This window comes from Flavobacterium chuncheonense, assembly GCF_042686145.1.
GTDB classification, from domain to species: domain Bacteria; phylum Bacteroidota; class Bacteroidia; order Flavobacteriales; family Flavobacteriaceae; genus Flavobacterium; species Flavobacterium chuncheonense.
Genome location: NZ_JBHUPC010000013.1, coordinates 402,586 through 427,433 on the forward strand (window position 1 = coordinate 402,586; position 24,848 = coordinate 427,433).

General features: G+C 31.8%; 19 protein-coding genes and 1 tRNA gene. 8 read left to right on the forward strand and 12 right to left on the reverse strand.

Annotated elements, in window-relative coordinates:
- Window positions 1-3 precede the first annotated feature (3 nt).
- The 5 genes from ACFS5J_RS09310 to ACFS5J_RS09330 all read right to left on the reverse strand — a co-directional run bounded on the left by ACFS5J_RS09310 (window position 4) and on the right by ACFS5J_RS09330 (window position 7,154).
- Window positions 4-600, reverse strand: coding sequence for an OmpH family outer membrane protein (locus ACFS5J_RS09310; protein ID WP_379811848.1), 597 nt, complete (start codon window positions 598-600; stop codon window positions 4-6).
- A 238-nt stretch (window positions 601-838) separates the two neighbouring features.
- Complete coding sequence (locus ACFS5J_RS09315; RefSeq protein WP_379811849.1) at window positions 839-1,684, reverse strand: class I SAM-dependent methyltransferase; 846 nt, start codon at window positions 1,682-1,684, stop codon at window positions 839-841.
- 70 nt (window positions 1,685-1,754) lie between these two features.
- Window positions 1,755-3,632, reverse strand: coding sequence for a tRNA uridine-5-carboxymethylaminomethyl(34) synthesis enzyme MnmG (gene mnmG, locus ACFS5J_RS09320; RefSeq protein ID WP_379811850.1), 1,878 nt, complete (start codon window positions 3,630-3,632; stop codon window positions 1,755-1,757).
- Window positions 3,633-3,670: 38 nt separating this feature from the next.
- Window positions 3,671-4,090, reverse strand: a complete 420-nt coding sequence (gene ybeY, locus ACFS5J_RS09325; protein ID WP_379811851.1) for an rRNA maturation RNase YbeY — start codon at window positions 4,088-4,090, stop codon at window positions 3,671-3,673.
- A complete protein-coding gene (locus tag ACFS5J_RS09330) occupies window positions 4,083-7,154 on the reverse strand; it encodes a hypothetical protein (protein WP_379811852.1) in 3,072 nt (1,023 codons plus the stop codon). The genes ybeY and ACFS5J_RS09330 overlap by 8 nt, the downstream gene beginning before the upstream one ends.
- A gap of 399 nt (window positions 7,155-7,553) precedes the next feature.
- Between ACFS5J_RS09330 and gltX the strand changes: the two genes are divergently transcribed.
- Entirely contained in the window at window positions 7,554-9,056 is a 1,503-nt protein-coding gene (gene gltX / locus ACFS5J_RS09335; protein WP_379811853.1) for a glutamate--tRNA ligase, read from the forward strand.
- A 42-nt stretch (window positions 9,057-9,098) separates the two neighbouring features.
- Here gltX and ACFS5J_RS09340 read toward each other — a convergent pair whose 3' ends face one another.
- On the reverse strand, window positions 9,099-9,671 hold the full coding sequence (locus tag ACFS5J_RS09340; RefSeq protein WP_379811854.1) for a hypothetical protein: 573 nt from the start codon (window positions 9,669-9,671) through the stop codon (window positions 9,099-9,101).
- Between the two features lie 114 nt (window positions 9,672-9,785).
- Between ACFS5J_RS09340 and ACFS5J_RS09345 the strand changes: the two genes are divergently transcribed.
- Entirely contained in the window at window positions 9,786-10,763 is a 978-nt protein-coding gene (locus ACFS5J_RS09345; protein WP_379811855.1) for an SPFH domain-containing protein, read from the forward strand.
- 283 nt (window positions 10,764-11,046) lie between these two features.
- Here the strand turns inward: ACFS5J_RS09345 and ACFS5J_RS09350 are convergent, their stop codons facing one another.
- Window positions 11,047-12,729: a glutamine--tRNA ligase/YqeY domain fusion protein gene (locus tag ACFS5J_RS09350; RefSeq protein WP_379811856.1), complete on the reverse strand. Its 1,683-nt coding sequence runs from the start codon at window positions 12,727-12,729 to the stop codon at window positions 11,047-11,049.
- 76 nt (window positions 12,730-12,805) lie between these two features.
- Here ACFS5J_RS09350 and folB point away from each other — a divergent pair, with 76 nt between their 5' ends.
- Window positions 12,806-13,165, forward strand: a complete 360-nt coding sequence (gene folB / locus ACFS5J_RS09355; RefSeq protein WP_379811857.1) for a dihydroneopterin aldolase — start codon at window positions 12,806-12,808, stop codon at window positions 13,163-13,165.
- A 322-nt stretch (window positions 13,166-13,487) separates the two neighbouring features.
- Window positions 13,488-13,558 (forward strand) — tRNA-Cys (locus ACFS5J_RS09360).
- An 84-nt stretch (window positions 13,559-13,642) separates the two neighbouring features.
- On the opposite strand, the gene ACFS5J_RS09365 is transcribed toward ACFS5J_RS09360, so the two are convergent.
- The 4 genes from ACFS5J_RS09365 to ACFS5J_RS09380 all read right to left on the reverse strand — a co-directional run bounded on the left by ACFS5J_RS09365 (window position 13,643) and on the right by ACFS5J_RS09380 (window position 18,378).
- Complete coding sequence (locus ACFS5J_RS09365) at window positions 13,643-14,332, reverse strand: LysE family translocator (RefSeq protein ID WP_379811858.1); 690 nt, start codon at window positions 14,330-14,332, stop codon at window positions 13,643-13,645.
- A 40-nt stretch (window positions 14,333-14,372) separates the two neighbouring features.
- Window positions 14,373-15,038, reverse strand: a complete 666-nt coding sequence (locus ACFS5J_RS09370) for a head GIN domain-containing protein (protein ID WP_379811860.1) — start codon at window positions 15,036-15,038, stop codon at window positions 14,373-14,375.
- 13 nt (window positions 15,039-15,051) lie between these two features.
- Window positions 15,052-17,229 (reverse strand): ribonuclease R, encoded by a 2,178-nt coding sequence (gene rnr / locus ACFS5J_RS09375; protein ID WP_379811861.1) that lies wholly within the window; start codon window positions 17,227-17,229, stop codon window positions 15,052-15,054.
- Window positions 17,230-17,853: 624 nt separating this feature from the next.
- On the reverse strand, window positions 17,854-18,378 hold the full coding sequence (locus tag ACFS5J_RS09380; protein ID WP_379811862.1) for a YdeI/OmpD-associated family protein: 525 nt from the start codon (window positions 18,376-18,378) through the stop codon (window positions 17,854-17,856).
- A gap of 87 nt (window positions 18,379-18,465) precedes the next feature.
- Here ACFS5J_RS09380 and rpiB point away from each other — a divergent pair, with 87 nt between their 5' ends.
- The 4 genes from rpiB to ACFS5J_RS09400 all read left to right on the forward strand — a co-directional run bounded on the left by rpiB (window position 18,466) and on the right by ACFS5J_RS09400 (window position 24,544).
- Complete coding sequence (gene rpiB, locus ACFS5J_RS09385) at window positions 18,466-18,897, forward strand: ribose 5-phosphate isomerase B (RefSeq protein ID WP_379811863.1); 432 nt, start codon at window positions 18,466-18,468, stop codon at window positions 18,895-18,897.
- A 3-nt stretch (window positions 18,898-18,900) separates the two neighbouring features.
- Window positions 18,901-19,803: a cation diffusion facilitator family transporter gene (locus ACFS5J_RS09390; RefSeq protein ID WP_379811864.1), complete on the forward strand. Its 903-nt coding sequence runs from the start codon at window positions 18,901-18,903 to the stop codon at window positions 19,801-19,803.
- Between the two features lie 158 nt (window positions 19,804-19,961).
- The gene (locus ACFS5J_RS09395; protein WP_379811865.1) at window positions 19,962-23,408 is read left to right on the forward strand and encodes a pyruvate carboxylase; all 3,447 of its coding nucleotides are present in this window, start codon (window positions 19,962-19,964) and stop codon (window positions 23,406-23,408) included.
- A gap of 86 nt (window positions 23,409-23,494) precedes the next feature.
- Window positions 23,495-24,544, forward strand: coding sequence for a hypothetical protein (locus tag ACFS5J_RS09400; RefSeq protein ID WP_379811866.1), 1,050 nt, complete (start codon window positions 23,495-23,497; stop codon window positions 24,542-24,544).
- On the opposite strand, the gene ACFS5J_RS09405 is transcribed toward ACFS5J_RS09400, so the two are convergent.
- Window positions 24,525-24,797 (reverse strand): DUF1294 domain-containing protein, encoded by a 273-nt coding sequence (locus ACFS5J_RS09405; RefSeq protein ID WP_379811867.1) that lies wholly within the window; start codon window positions 24,795-24,797, stop codon window positions 24,525-24,527. The two genes, ACFS5J_RS09400 and ACFS5J_RS09405, sit on opposite strands and share 20 nt — an antisense overlap.
- Window positions 24,798-24,848 lie beyond the last annotated feature (51 nt).

Sequence of the window (24,848 nt, forward strand, 5' to 3'; positions counted from 1 at the left end):
CAATTACTTTTTTTCTTCTTCTTTAGCCGGAGCTTCTTCTTTAACCTCAGTTTCAACTACTTTATCTTTTGATTTGTTAAAATCTTCGTTTAATAATTTCAAAACATCTTCTGTTACATCATAAGCATCTTTAGCATATAAAACTGTTGCAGCATCACCCGTTCCATAGATATAATCAAAACCTTGTTTTTTTCCGTAGTCTTTGATGAAGTCTTTCATCGATTTGATAATTCCACTACGGATACTATCGCTTTCAATTTGAATTTGTTGCAATAAAGCATTTTGCTCCATTTGCAATTGTTGCTCCCTTTGTTGTAATTCAGCACCTTTACGTTGTGCCCAATCCATTCCTTTAATTTGAGCATTACGTTGGAAATTTTGCGCTTCATATTGGAAATCTTTTAACTTAGCTTCAAGTGGACGACCCATCTCTTGTGATTTCACTTTAAACTTTTCATCTTCATCTTTGAACTTGTCATATTTTTCCATTAAAACTGCAGTGTCGATATAACCTGTCTTGAATGAATCTGTTTTTTGTTCGCCTTTGTTACAAGAAATCATTGCAACTGCAAAACCTAAAATTAAAAGAGCTTTTTTCATTTTGAATATTTGTATAATATATTTTTTAAATTTTTGGTAAAAATAATAATTCCATCCGAAGTACCAAATTTGTGTGTTTTTTCAGCTATAAACAAAACTTATCAGAACTTAAAAAATCGATAATAAAACTCGATTAAAAACGAATTAAATAAATACGATTTAACGAAATATTATTTTTTTCACAGGTATTTAGGTCTTTAAACGGCTTAAACCGTCTAAAACGGCCTTAAAATAAGTTTTAGTTGTTTTTAAGAATGTAAATGTGTGATGAAAACTCTTTTTTGAAAATTCCGTACAAATTGGAAATAAAACCAATTACAAATCCTTTAATGAAGTTCATTTTTCCATTTTTATATTTTTCCGATAAAAGTGCCACATAAAAACTATCAAACCACATCGGTTTACATTTGATCAACTTCATTTTTTGCTTTGCAAAAAGTTTTTCAATTGCCGTTTTTGAAAAATGCCAAAGATGTCTTGGCACATCATAAGCTGCCCAAAAACTTTTGTAATGTTTTGCATCGTATGATTTAAAATTGGGTACGGCAATAATTAAAGTTCCATTTGGTTTAAGTAACCGTTTCAATTGTTGTATTTGAAAATCCAAATCGGGTACATGTTCCAAAACGTGCCACATTGTAATAACATCAAAACTGTGATCTTCTAAAATTTCTAAAGAATCCGAAAAAGGAACTCCTTTTGAAATGGCAATTTCTTTTGCTTTAGAACTTGGCTCAATTCCTGTAACATTCCAACCTTGATTTTTTGCTTCTACTAAAAAATCGCCCGTGCCAGCACCAATGTCTAAAACTTTCCCTTTTTGATTAAATTTTGAAAGTAATGCTACTTTTTTTCGAATGGCATTTCTTTTTACAATTTGGTATACTTTTTCAAAAAAAGTACGAGTGCCATCGGTATGGGAAATATAATCCTCGCTTTCATAATATGCGGGTAATTTATCCAGAGTAGGAGTAGGATGTGTTTTTAACAGCTGATACTCTCCATTTAATAACAATGTAAAAGATTCTCCCGATACGGAAAAATCTTTTACATTGATATAAGTATTGTCTTTTGTAAAATTCATTTCAAAACAAAACCTAGAAAATCTAGGTTTAATAAGGTTTAACAAGATTGTTTCACGTGAAACATAATTTTTATCGTCCCATATAAATTAACAATACCGAAATATCACTTGGTGATACACCACTGATACGAGATGCTTGTGCAATTGTTTTTGGACGTATTTTATTTAATTTTTGTTTCGCTTCAATAGAAATCGACTTTATTTTATTAAAATCAAAATTATCTGGAATAATCGCATCCTCTAAACGATTTAATTTATCGGCGTGATTTTTTTCTTTTTCAATATATCCAGAATATTTTACTTGAATTTCGGCTTGTTCAATAATCTCATTGTCCAAATCATTTTGCGCGATATATTCTTGAACTTTATCAAATTTCACAATATCTTCTAAATCGATTTGTGGACGTGAAAAAACTTTAAACATTTTATCCGGTTGGCTCATTGGACTCGAACCCTTTTCTTCCAAAATAGGATTAGCTTCAGCAGGCTTTAAACTGGTCTCACGGAAAAAATTCACCATCGCTTCCGATTTAGTAAATTTTTCTTCCATACGAATTAATCGTTCTTCTTTGGCTAAACCAATTTCAAATCCTTTAGGTGTTAATCGAATGTCTGCATTATCTTGACGTAACAACGTTCTATATTCTGCACGAGAAGTAAACATACGATAAGGTTCTTCTGTACCTTTTGTAATTAAATCATCGATTAAAACTCCAATATAAGCTTCGTTTCGTTTTAAAACAAAAGGGGCTCTTTCTTGAACTTGCAACGCTGCATTAATTCCCGCCATCAAACCTTGAGAAGCAGCTTCTTCGTAACCCGTTGTTCCATTAATTTGACCAGCAAAATACAATCCGTCTACCAATTTAGTTTCAAGCGTATGTTTCAATTGTGTAGGAGGGAAGTAATCGTATTCAATAGCATAACCCGCTCTGAAAAATTTCACATTTTCAAAACCAGCAACCGAACGCATCGCTTTAAACTGAACATCCTCTGGTAAGGAAGTAGAGAAACCGTTTACATAAACTTCAACCGTATTCCAACCTTCAGGTTCTACAAATAATTGGTGGCGTTCTTTATCAGCAAAACGATTGATTTTATCTTCAATCGATGGACAATAACGAGGGCCAATACTTTTTATTCTTCCGTTAAACATTGGACTGCGATCAAAACCTTCACGCAATAAATCGTGCACTTCATTTGAAGTATACGTCATCCAACACGAACGCTGTACACTTAACGGCTTTGTCAAATTAGAATATGAAAATTTATCTGGAACGGCATCACCAGGTTGTTCAATCATTTTAGAATAATCTAATGAACGACCATCAACACGCGGTGGCGTACCTGTTTTCATACGTCCCGATTCAAAACCTAACTTCAACAAATCTTCAGTAATTCCGTAAGAAGCACCTTCTCCTGCACGACCACCTCCAAATTGTTTATCACCAATATGAATCAATCCATTCAAGAACGTTCCATTTGTCAAAATCACCGTCTTAGCTTTAATCTCAATTCCAAGTGAAGTTTTGACTCCAAATAACTTACCATTCTCAGTAAGAATACCCGAAACCATTTCTTGGTAAAAATCCAAATTTGGAGTTTGCTCTAACAACAAACGCCATTCTTCTGCAAAACGCATTCGGTCACTTTGCACACGTGGCGACCACATAGCTGGACCTTTTGACTTGTTCAACATCTTAAACTGTATCGCCGTCCTGTCGGAAACGATTCCCGAGTAACCACCAAGCGCATCAATTTCACGCACAATTTGCCCTTTAGCAATTCCACCCATAGCAGGATTACACGACATCTGTGCGATGTTTTGAAGACTCATGGTTACCAACAAAGTTGAACAACCCATATTCGCAGCAGCTGCAGCAGCCTCACATCCGGCATGCCCACCACCTACTACAACAACATCATATTTTTCTTGAAATAAACTCATTGTTCCACGTGAAACATTTATAAATTATAGAATCAAGTTTATAGTTCCACGTGGAACATCTTGATTTTTTCATCTTCTTTTTTTCTCATTAAATCAGCGTCAGCTTCTGATTTATCTTTGTATCCACAGTAATGTAAAACACCGTGGGCCATTACTCTTTTTAATTCTTCTTCAAATGCAACATTGAAGTCATTAGCGTTGTCACGAACTCTTTCAATAGATATAAAAATATCACCTTGAATCAAATCACCTTCAGTATAATCAAAACTGATTATATCTGTTAGTGTATCGTGATCTAGATATTCAACGTTGATTTTGTGCAGATAATCATCATTGCAAAAGATATAATTAATCTCCCCTAAATCCTTGTTTTCAGAAGACACTATGTTTGAAACCCAAACTTCATATGCATCTTCATCAGGAAGATTAAAATCTAATTCGTAATTAAAACTAATCATTGGTTTTAAAATATTGTTGAACCTTATGGTTGTAATTTGGCTGCAAAGGTAAGCTTTGTCTATTTAAAATTTCTATACTCTGTAAATATTCTTTTAAAGCAGGAGATAGAGTAGTGCTGTTACCTTCGAAATCCTTTGTGTTGCTATTTGATTTACGCTTCGAATCTTGTCCTTGTTGTTGGATAGCTTTGTCTAATTTTAAAAGTTCATGCTTTAGATTGAGCATCTTACTCAGGGTTTCATTTTTAAAACCTTTGTTGATTAATTGTTTCTCAATAGCCTTCATTTGATTCATAGCATTCTGTCCCAAACCATTCATACCTTGCTTTTGCAATTCCTTTTCTAGTGCTTCTCTTAATTTTTTTTGTTCCTTTAAAATGTCCAGAACTTTTCCTGCTTCACCATCACCACCAGAACCGTCTTCATCACTCGAACCCGGCTTTCCAGCACTTCCTTGTTGTTGGCTCTCTCCAGGTTTTGATCCTGGTTTCATTCCAGGTTGTTCACCAGGCTTCATACCATTTTTCATTTTATCATTTAATGCTTCTTGCTTTTTGATTATATCTGGCAATTGCATTCCTTTACCACTACCTTTACCTGATTTACCACTACCAGCACCCTGCATCTGCATCTGCATTTGATTGGCAACATTACTTAAAAAATCAGCTAATTTATTAGCCGATGAAAGCGTGTATTGTTGATGAGAGGTCCCTTTGAAAATGTTGTTATCGGCTAAAGTCTCTAAAGACTTGTCTAAGTTATAATGAATTTCACCAACTTCATTCAACACAATTTCAGAAATCATAGGGTTACGAAGTGCCACTGCAAACAAACTATCATCTACGTGTTTGAATTGTACTTTTAAATTTTGTTGATCTTTCAGTACTTTATTCATTTGTAAACTTCGCGTTTTAGCATCTTTAGTTGTAAGCATTAAACGTTCTTCATTGAACGAAAACGTTAATAGATTATCTAAAATTTGACGTAAAGCTTTTGCGTCTTCTTCCATTTGTTCCATAGATCCAGCAGCTAAAGAAGCATCCATTTTCTTACTCATCTCTTGCATTTTCTTTCCAGCAGACTTTTGCTTTGGTGTGGCATTTTTCTGATTCTTTTTATCAAGCTCTTCTTTCGCTTTATCCATTTCTTTATCGATATCTTTTTGCTCTAACTCATCATTAGGAATATCAAGTGGAGCTTTTAAGGCGTCATTTTCTTTATCTAACTCTTTTAATTCGTCCTGCAAAGCATCAAATTCCTTATTCAGTTTTTCTTGATTTTCGCTAGTATTCTTCTCTGAATTATCTGGTAAGTCTTCTTGACGCTTTCCTAAATCTTCCATTTTATCAGCCAACTGCTCGGCTTTTTGTTCTAAATAAAAACGTTTGGTCAATTCTACCAATTGCTCCAAATTCATTTTTTGTGATTTAGCACTTTGCTTCAGCTTATCTGCTTTTTCAAATAATTGGTCTTTTTCTAATTTTTTACTTAACTCTTCTAATTCCTTTAAAAGCTTTTCATTTTTTTCAGTATCCTTTTGTAATTCTTCTAAACGGCGTTGGAGTTCTTCCTTATCTTTATTCTCTATATTAGGATTGAATTCTTCAAGATTTTCAGAAAGTTTTTTTGAAAACTCTTTCATCATTTCATCTTGTTGCTTTTGCTGTTTTAAGAAAGAATCAATTTTCTTCTGATCTTTAAAATCCAAAGACGATTTCTCTTTATTCACTTTTTGTAATTTATCAAGTTCTTCCAACTGCTTGTCTTGAGATTGAATTGATTTTTCAAGAGAATTAATATTCTCATGCTGTTGGGTAAGATTTTTTTCTTTAACCTCTGCATCCGTTAGAACATAATGCTTAAATATGGAAGATTTTGAACTTTTATAGCTATTAACTACATCATTATCAAATACTTCAAAATAATACTCGTATAAAACACCATCTTTTAAACGAATACCATTAGGAAATGTGTAAATGAACTGATCAACTGTACTTTTCTTTACGGATAAATTATAGAAAAAAAGATTTTCCGGAGTTTCTTTAGCATAATATACTACACGTAATTTTGATAATCCATAATCATCGGCTACTTGACCAACTATTACATTCTTGTTTGATTGTAAAGAATCTGGAACAAACTGAGCGGTAATTGTTGGAAACTGATCTTTGATAGTGGTAATAGAATAACCCAAACGTTCGTGCTCCTTAATGAGAGCATTTGAAGTAATAATTTCATATTTTAAATCGGAACGAATAGCTTTTGAAAAGTTAAAAGCATTATCCATTTTATCAAAATCTACTTTTTGATTATCGGTTACAAAAGTAATTGCATCAGTAGCTTGAGCAGCAACATTCCACTTTACAACAGTCCCTTCAGGAACAATTGCATTTCCGTTTCCTTCTACAATTTCGTTATTACGATTTAAATAGTTTGGAAACTGAAGTGTCATTATAAAATTTGAAATGGTAGGCACATCAATTACTTTCAAAATATAATTATGCGATACTACTTCATTTGAAAAAAGATTAAATTCCGTATCACTAATCACGTTTGAAAAACGATACTGAAATAAATTAGGTTGAACAGCTTCCAGAAAATACTCTTCATTATCTATTACAATCTTTACATTTTCGGGAAATACTTCACCAGTAATAGCCACTTGCAAAACATAATCGCTTCCTTGTTCAACTTCCAAAACATTCAAAACTTTAAATTGAAAAGGAGCAGGAGGTAAGTACTCCGTTTGATAATGTACAACGCGATTAAAACTATTGGATATAATTCCAGAATTTCCAGAAATAAAAAACAGAATTAATAATACAACAGGAATGATGGCAAATGGTAGATACTTTTTATTCTTTGAAAAATCAACAGCATTAGAAAAGGGAATCGGTTGTAGAGCATTTCCTTTTTGTTCGATAGATGCGATCAATAATTCTGATTGATCTGTTTGCGATGATAATTGTAAAAAATTTAAAAGTTTATCACTTACTTCAGGAAAATGATTTCCAATAATAGAAGAAGCGACGTTGAAATTTATTCCCTCCTTAAATTTAAACAATTTGAATAACGGAAATAAAATAAAACGAAATAAAAGAAATATTTCAAAAATAATGAATAACCAAAATAAAATGGTTCTTCCTGCTGTGGACAACCATAAAAAATGTTCCACGAGTAGCGTAAAAATAAAATACAACAAGCCAATACCTATAAAGAGTAAAGAGCCCTTTATAATTTCATTGGTATAAAACTTTTTAATAAAAGCTTCTAATTTACTGTAAATAATATGTTTCGCTTCCAAAATAGTCGTGACATTTGTTTATAACTGATAAAATTACAAATTTTTACTACTCAAATTGTTAATAAATTTTCAAAATCTGTTAAAAACAAAGATTATTTAAAACAATGGATTACAAACTTCTAAGCATGAATTGTATCTTTGCAAAAAAATTAAAAACAAATGTCTAGACCTGTTAGAGTACGATTTGCTCCAAGTCCAACTGGACCTTTACACATTGGAGGCGTTAGAACTGCTTTATTCAATTATTTATTTGCCAAAAAACATGGTGGTACATTCTACATAAGAATAGAAGATACTGATCAAACTCGTTTTGTACCTGAAGCGGAAGCTTATATTTTTGAAGCTTTGGAATGGTTAGGAATTGCTCCTGATGAAACCATTGGTAAAAACGAAAAATTTGGTCCTTACCGTCAAAGTGAACGTAAAGCTATTTACAAAGAATATGCAGATCAATTGATTAACTCAGGATGGGCGTATTATGCATTTGATACCAATGAAAAACTAGATGCACTTCGTAAAGAAGCTGAAGAAAATAAACAAACTTTCATTTACAATCATACCGTAAGAGAGTCATTGGATACTTCTCTTACACAAACAAAAGAAGAAGTTGAAAATCGTATTGCAAATGGTGAACATTATGTGATTCGCTTTAAAACTCCTGTAAATGAAATTCTTGAATTAAATGATATCATTCGTGGAACTGTTAAGTTTGATACGAATTTGTTAGATGATAAAGTTCTTTTTAAAAGTGATGGTATGCCGACATATCACTTGGCTAATATAGTTGACGATCATTTAATGGAAACTTCTCACGTAATACGTGGTGAAGAATGGTTACCAAGTTTACCATTACATTATTTATTATACAAAGCTTTTGAATGGCAAGCACCAGAATTTGCACATTTACCATTAATCTTAAAGCCTGTTGGAAATGGTAAATTATCAAAAAGAGATGGTGATAAAATGGGATTCCCAGTATTTCCGCTAGAATGGAAAACAACAGAATCTACTTCAATGGGCTATCGTGAAAATGGATTTTTCCCAGAAGCAGTTGTTAACTTTTTAGCGCTGTTAGGTTGGAATGATGGTACTGAACAAGAAATTTTCTCTTTGGAAGAATTAGTAGCGAAGTTTGATTTAAATAGAGTAAACAAAGCAGGAGCGAAGTTTGATCCAGAGAAAAACAAATGGTTCAATCACCAATACTTAGTTGCTAAAGATGATGCTACTTTAGCTGATTTATTCAAAATTGAATTGAATAAAAAAGGAATTGCTACAAATTTGGACATCACTAGAATTGTAGGATTGGTAAAAGAACGCGCAAATTTTGTAACAGAATTATACGACTTAGCCGATTATTTCTTTGTTGGTCCAACAGAATATGATGCTAAAGCTGCTAAAAACTGGAAAGAAGAAACTCCAGGTTATATGCAAAATGTAATTCAAGAGTTCCATAAAATTGATGATTTTACTTCAGCTGCCATTGAAACACATTTAAAAGACTGGATGAGTACAAATGAAATAGGAATGGGTAAAATTATGCAACCTTTACGATTGAGCCTTGTAGGAGCCTTAAAAGGACCTCATTTGTTCGATATCATCGAAATGATTGGTAAAGAAGAAAGTATAGCAAGAATAGAAAAAGCAATAGCTACTTTATAAAAATAAAAAAACCCTGCAATAGCAGGGTTTTTTATTTTTTATTTAATCATTTCTGTTATCAATATAATCAAAACCATTTCCATAAGTATATTGGAAATTATTTCCATTTGATAGTGTTACGTCAAAAGCTAAAGTAAAATTTGGACCAGTCCCAGAAACAGTTACTGTACCTGCTGTAGCATATAAAACTGTGTCTTGTACATCTATAAAATCTTTGTCATTATTTCCATCAATATAAATAGTAAAAGCATCAAAAAAATTAAAATTTGGATCATCTAATTGTTGGTTTAAATCGTAAACATAAGTTCCTGGAACAAAATTCATCCCTAAAGCGCTAATGCTTAAATTCATTGCAAAAGAAGCATTATCTGTTGTAAAACCAAACACTGAACTTGGAATAGCAGTTACATCTATAATGCCATCTGATAAAATAAAATTATACTCAGCGTGTGTATCGCTATAAAAATTGAAATTATCTACAGCTTTTGCATTTACAATTGTATAAGAATTTCCATTAATGTTTAGACCAGTTGTAGGATTAGATTGAGAGTCATCGTCATTATTACATGAACATAAAAACAAAAAGATACTTGATAATACTAAAAGTTTTTTCATAAAAATAAATTAAGGTTAGTCATTAAATATAAGAAAAAACTGTTATCAAAATCTTTTTTGTAACTTTTCACAACTTTAAGCGTATAATCAACATAACCATTAAAAACTAAAACTATGTTTTTTACACCTATTGCACTAGTTATTGTCATATTTCTAGTACTTGCATCCTTCTTTACGGTTAAACAACAATCCTCTGCAATCGTAGAACGTTTTGGACGATTTCAAAGTATAAAAAATTCAGGATTGCAGTTTAAAATTCCATTAATTGACAGAATTGCTGGAAAAGTAAATTTAAGAATCCAACAATTAGATGTCATTATTGAAACCAAAACAAAAGACAACGTATTCGTTAAACTAAAAGTTTCGGTACAGTTTAAAGTGTTACAAGAAAAAGTATACGAAGCTTTTTATAAATTGGAATATCCACATGATCAAATTACATCGTATGTGTTTGACGTGGTACGTGCTGAAGTACCAAAATTAAAATTAGACGACGTTTTTGAACGAAAAGATGATATTGCTATCGCGGTAAAACGTGAATTAAACGAAGCGATGTCTACTTATGGATATGATATCATCAATACATTAATCACTGACATTGATCCAGATATCCAAGTTAAAAATGCTATGAACCGTATTAATGCAGCAGATCGTGAAAAAACTGCAGCAGAATACGAAGCAGAAGCTGGAAGAATTAGAATTGTTGCAAAAGCAAAAGCAGAAGCTGAAAGTAAACGTCTACAAGGTCAAGGTATTGCAGATCAACGTAGAGAGATTGCTCGTGGATTGGTAGAATCAGTAGATGTACTGAATAGAGTAGGGATAAATTCACAAGAAGCTTCTGCTTTAATTGTTGTAACCCAACATTATGATACACTTCAAGCTATTGGTGCTGATACTAACAGTAATTTAATTTTGTTACCGAATTCTCCTCAAGCAGGTAGTGAAATGTTAAATAACATGGTAGCAAGTTTCACAGCAAGTAACCAAGTAGGTGAAGCTATGAAAAAAGCGAACAGCACAAAAAGAAAAGGAACAAACAAAAAAGACATTTTTGGAGGTACAGAAGAAGATAACGATTCTGAAGAATAAAATTTAGTCTAAAAATTAAAAAACGAAACCATCAATTTAAAATTGGTGGTTTTTTTTTTTCAAAAACTGATTTTAGAGTCGAAACTTAAAATAAAGCGATTAAAAAGACTTTTACTTAAACAGCTATAAAATCATATTAGCTATTTTTAAAAATGTAGGAAAATCAAAATATTAAATCCAATTTTAATAAATATAAATTATATTAAAAATATTTTTAATAGTAATTTTTAATAATAAAAAAAGCTCTGAAAATTCAGAGCTTTAATATAAAATATCTATTCTTTTATTTGGATTCAACTTTTGCCCAAGTATCTCTCAAACCTACAGTTTTGTTGAAAACTAATTTATCGGTTGATGAATCTCTGTCGACACAAAAATATCCCAAACGTTGAAATTGGAAATGATCCAATTCTTTTGAAGATTGTAAACTTGGTTCTACATAACCTGTAATTACCTCAAGTGAATTTGGATTAATATATTCTTTAAAATCTACATCTTTATTTCCATCTGGGTTTTCGTGTGTAAACAATCTATCATAAACACGAACTTCAGCTTCAACTGCATGCGCTGTAGATACCCAGTGAATAGTACCTTTTACTTTACGCTTACTAGCTTCAGTACCACTTCCTGATTTAGAATCAACATCATAAGTACAGTGAATTTCTGTAATATTACCTTCAGCATCTTTTACAACTGATTCACCTTTAATGATATACGCATTTTTCAAACGAACTTCAGTACCTAAAGACAAACGGAAGAATTTCTTATGTGCTTCTTCTTGGAAATCTTCTCTTTCAATAAATAATTCTTTAGAAAAAGGTAATTGACGGTAAGTCATTACTTCTTCCTCAGGATTATTTTCTGCTTCTAACCACTCTTCTTGACCTTCTGGATAATTAGTAATAACTAATTTCACAGGGTTTAAAACAGCCATAACACGTGGTGCTACTTTATTTAAATCTTCACGAACACAGAAATCCAATAAAGAAACATCAATCAAATTGGTACGTTTAGCAATACCTATTGTCTTAGCAAAATTACGAATAGCCGTAGCGGTAATTCCACGTCTTCTCATACCAGAAATAGTACTCATACGAGGATCATCCCATCCTGTAACATGCTTTTCTTCAACTAATTGCAATAACTTTCGTTTAGAAACTACTGTATGCGATAAGTTTCTACGTGCAAACTCACGTTGTTTTGGACGTACTTTAGTTTCATCGTAAATTTGGTTTAAAAACCAATCGTATAATTCACGGTGTGGTAAAAATTCAAGTGTACAGAAAGAGTGCGAAATTTGTTCTAAATAATCACTTTCTCCATGCGCCCAGTCGTACATTGGATAAATACACCAATCATTACCAGTACGGTGGTGATGTGCATGCATAATACGATACATAATAGGATCACGCATTAACATGTTATTCGCATTCATTGATATTTTAGCACGTAAAACATGAGTTCCTTTTTCAAACTCACCATTTTTCATACGTTCAAATAAATCTAAATTTTCTTCTATAGAGCGATTACGATAAGGAGAATCTGTACCAGGAGTAGTAGGCGTACCTTTTTGAATAGCCATATCTTCTGAAGATTGACTATCAACATAGGCTTTACCTTTTTTTATTAATTCAACAGCCCAATCGTATAATTGTTGGAAATAATCGGAAGCATAACACTCTTTATCCCATTTATAACCAAGCCATTCCACATCACGCTTAATAGCATCCACAAACTCTTGCTCTTCTTTAGAAGGATTGGTGTCGTCAAAACGAAGGTTTACCGGTGCATTATAATCGATTCCTAGTCCAAAATTCAAACATATTGCACTAGCATGACCTACGTGCAAATAACCGTTTGGTTCTGGTGGAAAACGGAATCGTAATTTATCTTGTGACAAACCATTTTTTAAATCTTCTTCAATGATTTGCTCTATAAAATTCAATGATTTCTCTTCAGTTGACATAAGAATTATTAATTTTGACAAAGATAAGTTTAATTAATCAATTTGAAAATTATAAAGTTGGTTGAAATATAGAAAAATGGGCATCATTAAGCTGAAAAATATCCGCACTTATTCCTATCACGGTTGTTTGATTGAAGAAGGAAAAATAGGTAGTGATTACCTCGTAGATTTGGAAATTAAAACTGATTTGAGAAAATCAGCTTTAACAGACGAATTAGAAGATACGGTTGATTATGTGATTTTAAACCGAATTGTGGTAGAAGAAATGGCGATAAGAGCAAAACTACTGGAACATGTTGCACATCGCATAATAGTTCGCATTTTTAACGAATTACCACAGGTTTCTAGAATAAAAGTTGGGGTGTCTAAAATCAATCCACCTATAGGTGGTGATGTGGCAGCTGTGACCATAGAAATGGAAGAATTCAGAAATTAAAAAAGTCCTTTTTCAAGGGCTTTTTTTAATTCAAAATACTCTTTTTAATGACAATAATGATACAATTATTAGGTTTCAAAATAAGTGTATCAAAAAAGAAATTGTAACTTATTACAACCATTAAACATATAAATTGCACTTCATATAATATAAAAATGTAAAGCATAAACATTTAAAATCAATATACCCATTTTACTAATCCATTGTGTAAGAGCATATACAGTTGAAGGGTATAAAATGAGGAATTATAAGGATTAATATTTGCTTAATATTTTTTTGGATAAGAAAAAAATATATGTACATTTGCAATCCGTTCAACAATGGCGTCGTGGCCGAGCGGCTAGGCAGCGGTCTGCAAAACCGTCTACCCCGGTTCGAATCCGGGCGATGCCTCAAAAACCTTCCAAGAAATTGGGAGGTTTTTTTTATTTATGCATATTCAAAGCATAAAAAAAGTGACTATTTGTAGTCACTCATCTATTGTGTTAATTCAGAATCAATTTTGTTAGTAAAATCCTCTTTCATTTTTGGGAAAAAACCTTGAAGGATAAAAAACAAACCAAAAATAAAAATAACCATACTGATGACTCTTTTTATTTTATAAATATTCTGTGGCGTAAGCTTGTTTTTCAATTGTTTCGCTAATAGAATTTTAGCTATATCGAAGATTAAATAAAATACTAAAATCGCTGCAAAAAACAAAGAGATACGTTGGGTATCCATTTCCATTTGAGGACCATAGGTAATGATAATCATCAACCAAAATCCTAACACTCCAATATTGATAAAGTTCAATAAAAAGCCTTTAAAGAAAAGCGCAAAGTAATTGTTCTTTTTAATGTTGAAATCATCTTTTTCTACTTCAGTTTGCTTTTTATAATTACGTTTTAAAAGGACGAAAGAAACTAATCCGTAAGTCAACATGATGATACCACCAATAATGAACAAAGTTGGATTGTCTTTCAATTGTTCCAATAGTTGATTGGTACTCAAATAAGCGATGAGAATAAATAAAACATCGCCAAAAACAATTCCCAAATCTAATGTAAAAGCAGCCCTAAATCCTTTGGTAATACTTGTTTCAAGCAATACAAAAAAACCAGGGCCTATAGAAAAAGCTAAAAGCAATCCCCATGGAATTGCTGTTATGATATCGTGTAAATACAAAATTATGTCTTAAAAATACTATTACAAAGTTACGAAAAAACTACTTGCCTTGTTCAATAGTTCCACCTGCAATAACTTTTTGATTGATTTGCTTTGGTTCGCCAAATATTTGAATATAACCACCTGCTCTTACCTTGGCATCTACAAATTGCGAAGCATTAATAGTAGCTTCTCCTGCTGTATTTGCAGTAATTATTGTTTGTTCTGTAAACAATTCTTTAGCGTGCATTTTACCTCCTGAATTGATTAAAATATCAGTATTACTAGCAGTACCCGCTAATTTTAAAATACTTCCTTGCAAAAGCTTTACTTTTAAACGTTCTACGTCCAATTGCAATTGAATTTCTGATCCTTCTTTTGCAATGATATCAAAATTTAAGGTTTTGAAAACTTCATTTGAAGTAATACGCGAACCTTCATTGGCTTCAACTGCTTCTATGTCATTGTAATATACTGTAGCTGAAACATCATCGCCTTGAAACATACTTCCAAAAGACATTCTTATTTTTAATTCACCATTGTTGTTAACCAATTCAATATTTTCGGTTCCTTTTCCTTTTAAAACAACTTTGTTGGCATCGGCTTTAATTAAATAAACATCAATTTTATCAAAAGCGGTAACTTTTGAAAATTCTCCTACTGCTTTTTCAACTTGTGAAAATCCTACTGTGCTTATCAATAAAAGGCTTAAAACTAATTTCTTCATTATTTAAATTCTGTTAATCATTCTTTCTTAGGTACCAAAAATCCAATTGTTTCTTAACTAAATCGGCATTTTTTACTTTAACGTAAACTTCATCACCTAATTGTAAAATATTGTGTGAAATCTCTCCAACCATAGCATATTGCTTTTCATCAAAGGTGTAATAATCATCTTTTAATTCTCTAATGCGGCACATACCTTCGCACTTATTTTCAATGATTTCCACATAAATACCCCATTCTGTAACACCTGATATAACACCCAAAAATTCTTCATCTTTATGATCTTGCATAAACTTCACTTGCATGTACTTGATAGAATCACGTTCTGCTTGTGCTGCAAGCCCTTCCATGTCTGAAGAATGTCGGCATTTTACTTCATAAAGTTCTTCATCTACACTTTGTCCACCATCCAGATAATACTGAAGCAATCGGTGTGCCATAACATCGGGATAACGACGAATAGGAGACGTAAAATGACTGTAATAATCAAACGCTAAACCATAATGACCAATATTATCTGTAGAATAAGCTGCTTTACTCATGGTACGAATAGCTAATGTATCCACCATGTTTTGCTCCTTTTTACCTACAACATCTTCTAGTAAAGTATTTAACGATTGTGAAATGGTCTTTTTAGATTTAAAGTTCAATGAATAACCAAACTTGGTAATTAAACTTTGTAACCCCATTAACTTATCTTCATTCGGTTCATCGTGGATACGATATATAAAAGTTTTCTTTTGTTTACCAATAAATTCAGCTACTTTTCTGTTTGCCAATAACATAAATTCTTCAATCAAATGATTGGCATCTTTACTTTGTTTGAAGTAAACACCAATTGGTTCTGATTCTTCATTTAAATTGAATTTAACTTCTACTTTATCAAATGAAATTGCACCGGCTGCCATACGCTTTCTACGTAACGTTTTTGCCAATTCATCCATTTTTAAAATAGCATCAACAATAGGTTGTGGTGCCTTATATGCTTCACCTGTTAAGGAGACTTCAGCTGGAATAACATCTGTTTTCGTTTCAATAATAGCTTGTGCTTCTTCATAAGCAAAACGTTGATCACTATAAATTACCGTTCTTCCAAACCATGAATCTACAACTTCAGCTTTTGTATTCAATTGAAAAATAGCAGAAAAAGTATATTTTTCTTCATGCGGACGTAACGAACAGGCAAAGTTTGAAAGTACTTCAGGAAGCATTGGAACCACTCGATCAACAAGATATACTGAAGTAGCTCTATTATAAGCTTCTTCATCTAAAATAGTACCTTCTTGAACGTAATGTGATACATCGGCTATATGGACACCTATTTCATAATTACCATTTTCTAAAACTTGAAACGATAAAGCATCATCAAAATCTTTAGCATCTTTAGGGTCAATAGTAAATGTCAAAATATCACGAATATCAAGACGTTTTGCAATTTCTTCTGCTGTAATTGACGTATCTATTTTATTTGCAAAAGCTTCTACTTCAATAGGAAAATCATACGGTAAACCGTATTCAGCCAAAATTGCATGAATTTCCGTATTGTGTTCACCTGGTTTACCTAACACTTTGATGACTGAACCAAAAGGGGAATCCGCCTTTTTAGGCCAATCTTCCATTTTAACCAAAACTACATCGCCGTGTTCTGCATCGTTAATTTTATTCTTAGGAATAAAAATATCGGTGTACATTTTTGCATGCGCAGTAGTCACAAAAGCGAAGTTTTTTTGAATATCAATTACTCCAACGAACTCTGTTTTAGCACGTTCTAGAATTTCTAAAACTTCTGCTTCTGGTCTTCTAGAACTTCTTCTGTTATAAATATAGGCTTTTACCTTATCGCCATCTAAAGCATGATTTAAATTAATAAAAGGGACAAATACGTCATCTTCAAGTTCATCGCAAACAAAATAACCAGTTTTACGTGAGGTCATATCAATAGTACCTTCATAATATTCAGCTTTTGAAATTATTTGGTATTTTCCTATTTCGGTTTCGTGTATTTTATCTTGGGCTTTAAGAATCTTTAAATCGCGTATAATTTCATTTCTACTTTTAGTATCACTTAAATCTAAAGCTGCTGAAATTTGTTTGTAGTTAAACGATTTAGAAGGTTCTCGGGAAAGGATTTTAAAAATTTGTGCGGTAAAATCTTTACTTTTTTTACCAAACTTTTTAGGTTTCTTACTCATGTATCATTTCTAATTAAAGTTGAAAGTTACAAAATACAAATTAGTAAATAAGGTTTACTAAACAGTTTTAATGAAATTATAACGTTTTCAAAAATTAGAGTTTTCAACATATATTAAAAACAACAAAAAAAGATTTAATTAAATTTAAAAAAAATGATGGTTATTATAGCTTGTTAATAATAGCGACAACTTTTTTGACAAACGTATTATTTTTAAGTTTTACAATGTTATACAATTCTATTAACAATTGATTTATGCTATAAATCTTTGATTTTAAAGCTGTTTTTTATACTTAATTTTTAGTTATTAACAACTGTTAAAAATAAGTTTTACTACTAAATTGTAAATAAGTTTACTTGTTAATTAGTGTTAATAACATAATAATATAGACTAATAACTTTTTTGTAAAAAGCAGAAACTTATCTTGTTTTATTCGTTTGTATTTTTGATTACAATTTTTTTTCATTGGTTCACAAAAAACTTGTCTTTTTCTATCTTTATTTATCAACAATAATTGTTAATTTAAAATTAACTGATTTTCAATACATTAGGTATTTCAATTAACATTATGTATTTTTTTAGTGTTAGTGTTGAATAAAGTGTTGATTTTTAATGGAATAGTTATTAAAATTTCATTCTGTTGCGGTAATCTTTAAAATCTTGCTGTAATAATTCACTATTTACCTTTCCTTTATTCTTTTTCAAGTGCTCTAAAATCACGAAACTACGCTCTATACGCAGTTGCGACGTTTTAATTTTGTTAATCATATAGATAAGAGAACGTTGCATTCCAGGAGTAAGTTTTTGGAATAAATTATCACCTTCAGGATCAGAAAATAATACCTCTTCCATTTCTTCAGTAATGTCAATTCCGTATTTAGAAGTATCGGGTTGTAGTTCAACAATTACATTGCCTCCTATAGTAGAATTACTTTTCTTCAAAACTTCTTTATTAAGAAGCAAATAATAAAAATTATCTTTTAGCGTCATGGCTCTACTGACTGTAATAGTATTATTTAAGGTGCATTTCACTCTTTTATCAGTAGTTATTTTTAGCATTTCTTGAACAATATCATCTGGAATTATTATATAAGGACCATGACTTAAACTGTTGTTTCCAAATGTTAAAATGTTACCAGTGAATTTCATACGTACAAAAATTTAATTTCAAAGTTAGCTGAAGTTCTAGCAGATTCTGATTAAATTTGTAAAAAATAATCAACAACACATTTTAGTATGATAATATCTATAGGTAATGACCATGCAGGTCCTGATTACAAAAAAGCAATAGTTAAATATTTAGAGTTAAATGACCATACTGTTATCAATCATGGTACAGATACTTTTGATAGTGTTGATTATCCAGATTTTGGTCATCCAGTAGCTTATGATGTCGAAACTAATAAGGCTGAATTTGGTATTGTTATTTGTGGTTCTGGTAATGGAATTGCAATGACAGCAAATAAACATCAAGGAGTTCGTGCGGCACTTTGTTGGACAAAAGAAATTGCATCATTAGCACGCGAGCACAATAATGCAAACATTATTAGTATTCCGGCCCGTTACACGTCTATTGAGCAAGCTGTTGAAATGGTACATACTTTTTTAACAACTGAGTTTGAAGGAGGTCGTCACGATAGAAGAGTACAGAAAATAGCATGTAAATAATTCATGAGTCATAACCACATTCATAAACATGAAGTAAAAGGGAAGAGTTTACTTTTTTCCATTGTACTGAATGTGGTTATAACTTTTGCACAAGTAGTAGGTGGAATTATTTCTGGAAGTCTAGCTTTAATTTCAGATGCTTTACATAATTTCTCCGATGTACTTTCACTAGTTTTTAGTTTTGTAGCACACAAACTTTCAAAACGTAAAGCAACCTTAAACCACACTTTTGGTTATAAAAGAGCAGAATTATTGGCGGCTTTTGTTAACGCTGCAACACTTATTATAGTTGCATTTATACTTATTTATGGTGCCATTGAGCGTCTTTTTTTTCCTAGAGAGATAGCCTCAACTTTAGTTATTTGGTTGGCTTTATTAGGAATTATTGTAAATGGTTTATCTGTACTTTTATTAAAGAGAGATGCCGATCATAATTTGAATATGAAATCGGCTTACTTGCATTTACTTACCGATATGTTAGCATCTGTTGCTGTTTTGATAGGTGGTTTGTTAATGCAATTTTATGGTTGGTTCTGGGTAGATAGTGTCATGACAATTTTGATTGCTGTTTATTTAATAATAGTAGGATTTGACTTATTACTAAAATCCACAAAAATGTTAATGTTGTTTACTCCAGATGATATAGATATTAATCAGATCATAAAAGAAGTTCATAAAATTAAAGGTGTTAACAAATTACATCATATTCACCTGTGGCATTTGAATGAAGAGGAGTTACATCTCGAGGCTCATTTAGATTGCTCAAATGATATTACAATGAGTGAATTTAACACTTTACTTCATGAGGTTGAAGTAGTTTTATTTAAAAAATTTGGAATCAACCACATCAATATTCAGCCTGAATTTAAAAAAGAAGACCCGAAAGATTATATTGTTCAGGATTAGAATTTTATCAATATAATAATTTCAGCTTCTTAAAATAAGAATATCGTAATTATTGTATAGTTTGTGTTAAAACCTTGTATATAAATTCTTAAATATTTAATTCTTTATTAATTTTAAACTGATTCTTTTACAAATATCAACAATCTAGTTTAAAAAAAATGTCAGGAAATTTAATCATTAAAAAGTTACTCGTAGCCAATAGAGGTGAAATTGCTATTCGTGTTTTTAGAGCTGCAACAGAATTAAAAATTGACACTGTAGCAGTTTATACATTTGAAGATCGTTATTCATTGCATCGTTATAAAGCCGATCAAAGTTTTCAAATAGGAGATGATAGTGAAGCCTTAAAACCTTATTTGGACATTGATGCCATTATTCAAGTTGCAAAAGACAATAATGTTGATGCGATACACCCTGGATACGGTTTTTTATCTGAGAATGTTGCATTTGCCAAACGATGTTTGGAGGAAGGAATTGTATTTGTCGGTCCTAGAGTGGAAGCAATGCTGCAATTGGGTGATAAAGTAGAAGCTAAAAAAGTAGCGAAAGCTGTTGGAGTTCCTTTAATTCAAGACTCAGAAATTAATTTAGAAACTGTTGAAGATGCACAAAAAGAAGCAAGCCGAATAGGATTTCCTGTAATGTTAAAAGCGGCAGCCGGAGGTGGTGGTAGAGGTATGCGTGTTGTTCGCAATTCAGATGAAATTAAAACGGCTTTTGTAAATGCAAAAAGTGAAGCTTTAAAAGCTTTTGGTGATGATACTTTATTCATTGAAAAGTTTATTGACAATCCGAAACACATTGAAGTACAAATATTAGGTGACAATCACGGTAACATTGTGCATTTATACGAAAGAGATTGTTCGGTACAGCGTAGGTTTCAAAAAGTTATTGAAATAGCACCTTCGATTTTAAAAAATGAAACGCGTGAAAAGCTTTATCAGTATGCAATTGACATTGCGAAATATGTAAAGTATAACAATGCAGGAACGGTTGAATTTTTGGTAGATCAAGAAGAAAACATTTATTTTATTGAAGTTAATCCGCGTATACAAGTTGAGCATACTATAACAGAAGAAATTACCGGTATTGACATTGTACGTTCGCAAATTATCATAGCAGCTGGGCATCCATTGTCACACAGTCAAATATTTATTCACAATCAACAAGATATTTCTTGTAACGGTTGGGCCATTCAATGTAGGATTACTACCGAAGATTCTGAAAATGATTTTAAACCCGATTACGGTACAATTATAGCTTATCGAAATGCTGCCGGATATGGAATTCGATTGGATGAAGGAAGTTGTTATTCTGGAGTTACCATTTCACCATTTTTTGATTCCATGTTGGTAAAAGTATCTTCAAGTGGTCGTACACTAAAAGGGGCATCCGATCGTTTACGCAGGACTTTGGAAGAGTTTAGAATTAGAGGTGTAAAAACCAACATTCCTTTTCTTACTAATGTAATGTCGAATGAAACGTTTAGAAGTGGCGCTGCAACAGTAAATTTTATTCAAGAAAATCCACACTTACTTGTACCGCGTTATGAATATTCTAAAGATAGGGCTACTAAATTAATCAAGTATTTAGCTGAAGTTAAAGTAAACGGACATCCTGACATTAAAAAATTTGATAGCGAAAAAGAGTTTCGAAAACCGATAGTTCCTATATCACCAAATATTCCTTTTCCAAAAGGAACGAAAGACTTACTAACAGAGCTTGGACGCGATAAGTTTATCGATTTTATCAAAAACGAAAAAAAAATATTGTATACTGATACAACTTTTCGCGATGCGCATCAATCGTTATTTGCTACGCGTTTACGTAATTACGATATTTTAAAAGTAGCAGAAGGGATGGCTAAAAACTTCCCAGAATTGTTCTCATTCGAAGTATGGGGAGGTGCTACTTTTGATGTAACCATGCGTTTTCTTCACGAAGATCCTTGGGAGCGTTTGCGAAAAATAAGAAAAGCCATTCCGAATGTGCTGTTGCAAATGTTGTTCCGAGGAAGTAATGCTGTTGGATATTCAGCTTATCCTGATAATGTTATTGAAGAATTTATTATAAAAAGTGCCGAGAATGGTATAGATGTTTTCCGAATTTTCGATTCCTTAAACTGGATTGAAGGGATGAAGCAAAGTATAAAAATTGTCAATGAGAAAACCAATGCTATTGCAGAAGCTTGTATTTGTTTTACAGGCGATTTTTTAGATCCTGAAAAACCGAAATATAGTTTAGACTATTATATTAACCTTGCTAAAGAGCTAGAGCAAGCTGGAGCACATATGCTAGCCATTAAAGACATGGCTGGTTTGTTAAAACCTTATACAGCCCAAGTATTAATCACGGAACTTAAAAAATATATTAATATTCCAATTCACTTGCATACGCATGATACCTCTTCAATACAGTCTACAACTTATTTGAAAGCTATCGAAGCAGGTGTTGATGTGGTTGATGTTGCTTTGGCTTCCATGAGTGGATTGACTTCCCAACCCAATTTCAATTCTTTAGTTGCAGTTTTAAAAGGACAACAGCGTGAAAACCCTATTAATTTGAACAAGTTAAATGAGTATTCCAATTATTTTGAAGCCGTTCGTGATTATTATTACCCGTTTGAAAGTGAATTAAAAGCAGGAACTGCCGAAGTTTACGATCATGAGATACCTGGAGGTCAATATTCCAATCTGTTACCGCAAGCGCGTGGTTTAGGCTTAGAAGATAAATTTGAAACCATTAAATACAATTATAAAGTGGTGAATCAACTTTTTGGAGACATTGTAAAAGTTACTCCTTCTTCAAAAGTTGTAGGGGATATGGCCTTATTCATGACTTCCAATAATTTAACAGCAGAAGATGTTCTGGAAAAAGGCGAAAGTTTAGCTTTTCCAGAATCAGTTAAGCAATTATTTCGAGGTGATTTAGGACAGCCGTATGGTGGTTTTCCTGAAAGATTACAAAAGTTGGTGCTTAAAAATGAACAACCTTATACGGATAGAGCCAATGCACATTTGAAACCAGTTGATTTAAATACGGAACTCCTTTCTTTACAGCAAAAATTTGATACTAGTCTTACCATGGAAGACTTGTTATCGTATATAATGTTTCCGAAGGTTTTTGAAGATTTTTATACTTTCCGAAAATATTTTGGAGGTGTTGAAAAGTTACCAACGCCAAGTTTTTATTATCCTTTACAACCCAATGAAGAGATAATTGTGAATTTGGATAAAGGTAAAAATATTATTATCAAATTCCGATATATGGGTGCTCCAAATGAAGATGGTTTCAGGGAAGTATTTTTCCAAATAAATGGACAAACCCGAAATGTTTTGGTAAAAGATAATGCCATCAAAACTTCAAAAGCAGAACACATAAAATGTAAAGGACCAAATGATATTGGGGCACCATTACAAGGAAGTTTACTTAAGATATTGGTTCAAGAAGGGGAAGAAATTGTAAAAGATACCCCTTTGTTTATTATAGAAGCTATGAAAATGGAAACTACAATTTGCGCTCCAAAAAGTGGAAAAGTAACAGCCATACTTTTAAAAGAAAAATCAATGATTGAGCAAGATGATTGTGTAATTCAAATCGAATAGTTTAATTTTTAAATATTTTTTATGAAGCTGTTTCTTAAGGGAGACGGCTTTATTTGTTAAATTTACAGATACATTATCAATTAAAAATGGACAACAATAAACCACAATATAAAAAGAAGTTTTATCCGATTAATCAAGATTTAAGAAGTTACTTGGAACACTATAAAAGGGTTACAAGGACAAATGTTTTTTATGATGATTTATTGCGTTTTCAAGGTTCAATAGCGGTGTTTGATAAAGATGATAATGATACACTTTGGGTAAGGGTGTATTATAATGAATTTGAGAAAGTAGAAATTGACAATAGTTTAAAGAAAATATACACGCTTTTACATGCCGATGGAGATGAACGTAATATTCAGTTTTTAAATGTCGATTATATAGATTTCTGTACTTTCGGTAATTCGCAACCTTTTAGGGTAAAAATCAGGAATATTCTTAACGACAATTACACACACTTTTACATTAAAAAAGCGGACGCTTCGCGTATTTTCGGATTGGAATTGGAACATATTTTATCACCGAATAGAATCAACTTTTTAGTTTTTGAAGATACTTTAATTGAGGAACATATTGTAGGGATTCCGGGTGATGTCTTTATTGAAAACAATTTAAAAGACTGTGAAGAACATGAAAAAGCGCAAATTGCAAAGGAATTTGTAAAATTTAACGAGCGTTGTATGATTGGTCTTTTGGGCGATATGCGTGCGTATAATTTTGTAATTGTACCCATTTATGATTTTGACCAAAGAGTCTTTAAAATAAGAGCTATTGATTTTGACCAGCAATCCTACGAAGGGCGATTTAGATTGTACAAGCCGCATCTTTTCAAAGAAAATTTACCGTTTAATTTATTGGTTAAAGAAAAACTGAATAAAAACGCCATTGAGCAATATCAAAATGAAGAACGTTCCATTTTGGTGAAACGCCTTTTGGATTCCGAATCGCGTTTAAAACGCCTTTTATTGGCAATGAAATCAACCAATTTGGCCCCTCCAGAACATATCGAACAGTTACGTGAAGAAGTATATCAATTTACATTAGATAAAGACTTTAAAAAAGCCGATTCTATGGGTGAGATAGTTGAAGTAGCATTAAACTTTATGAAACGTAATTTTAGAAATATCGATTTTTAAAAAGCAAGTAGAGTACAAAAAGTTGCAACAACACAATACCATAAAAAGTAAAGATGAAAGAAGTTTTTCGGGTTTTATGGTTAAACGTTTTCATAGCAACTAAACCTCCAATTGTACCTCCCAAAAGTGTAAGGATAAATAAATTACGTTCTGGAATACGATTTTTACTTTTTCTAGCAGCATTTTTATCATATCCGAAAACCAAAAAAGTTATACAGTTTACCAAAACCAAATAAACAAATAAGCTATTCAATTGCTATCAAATTTTATTCAAAGATAGTATTTTAGCAGACTATTAAAATAC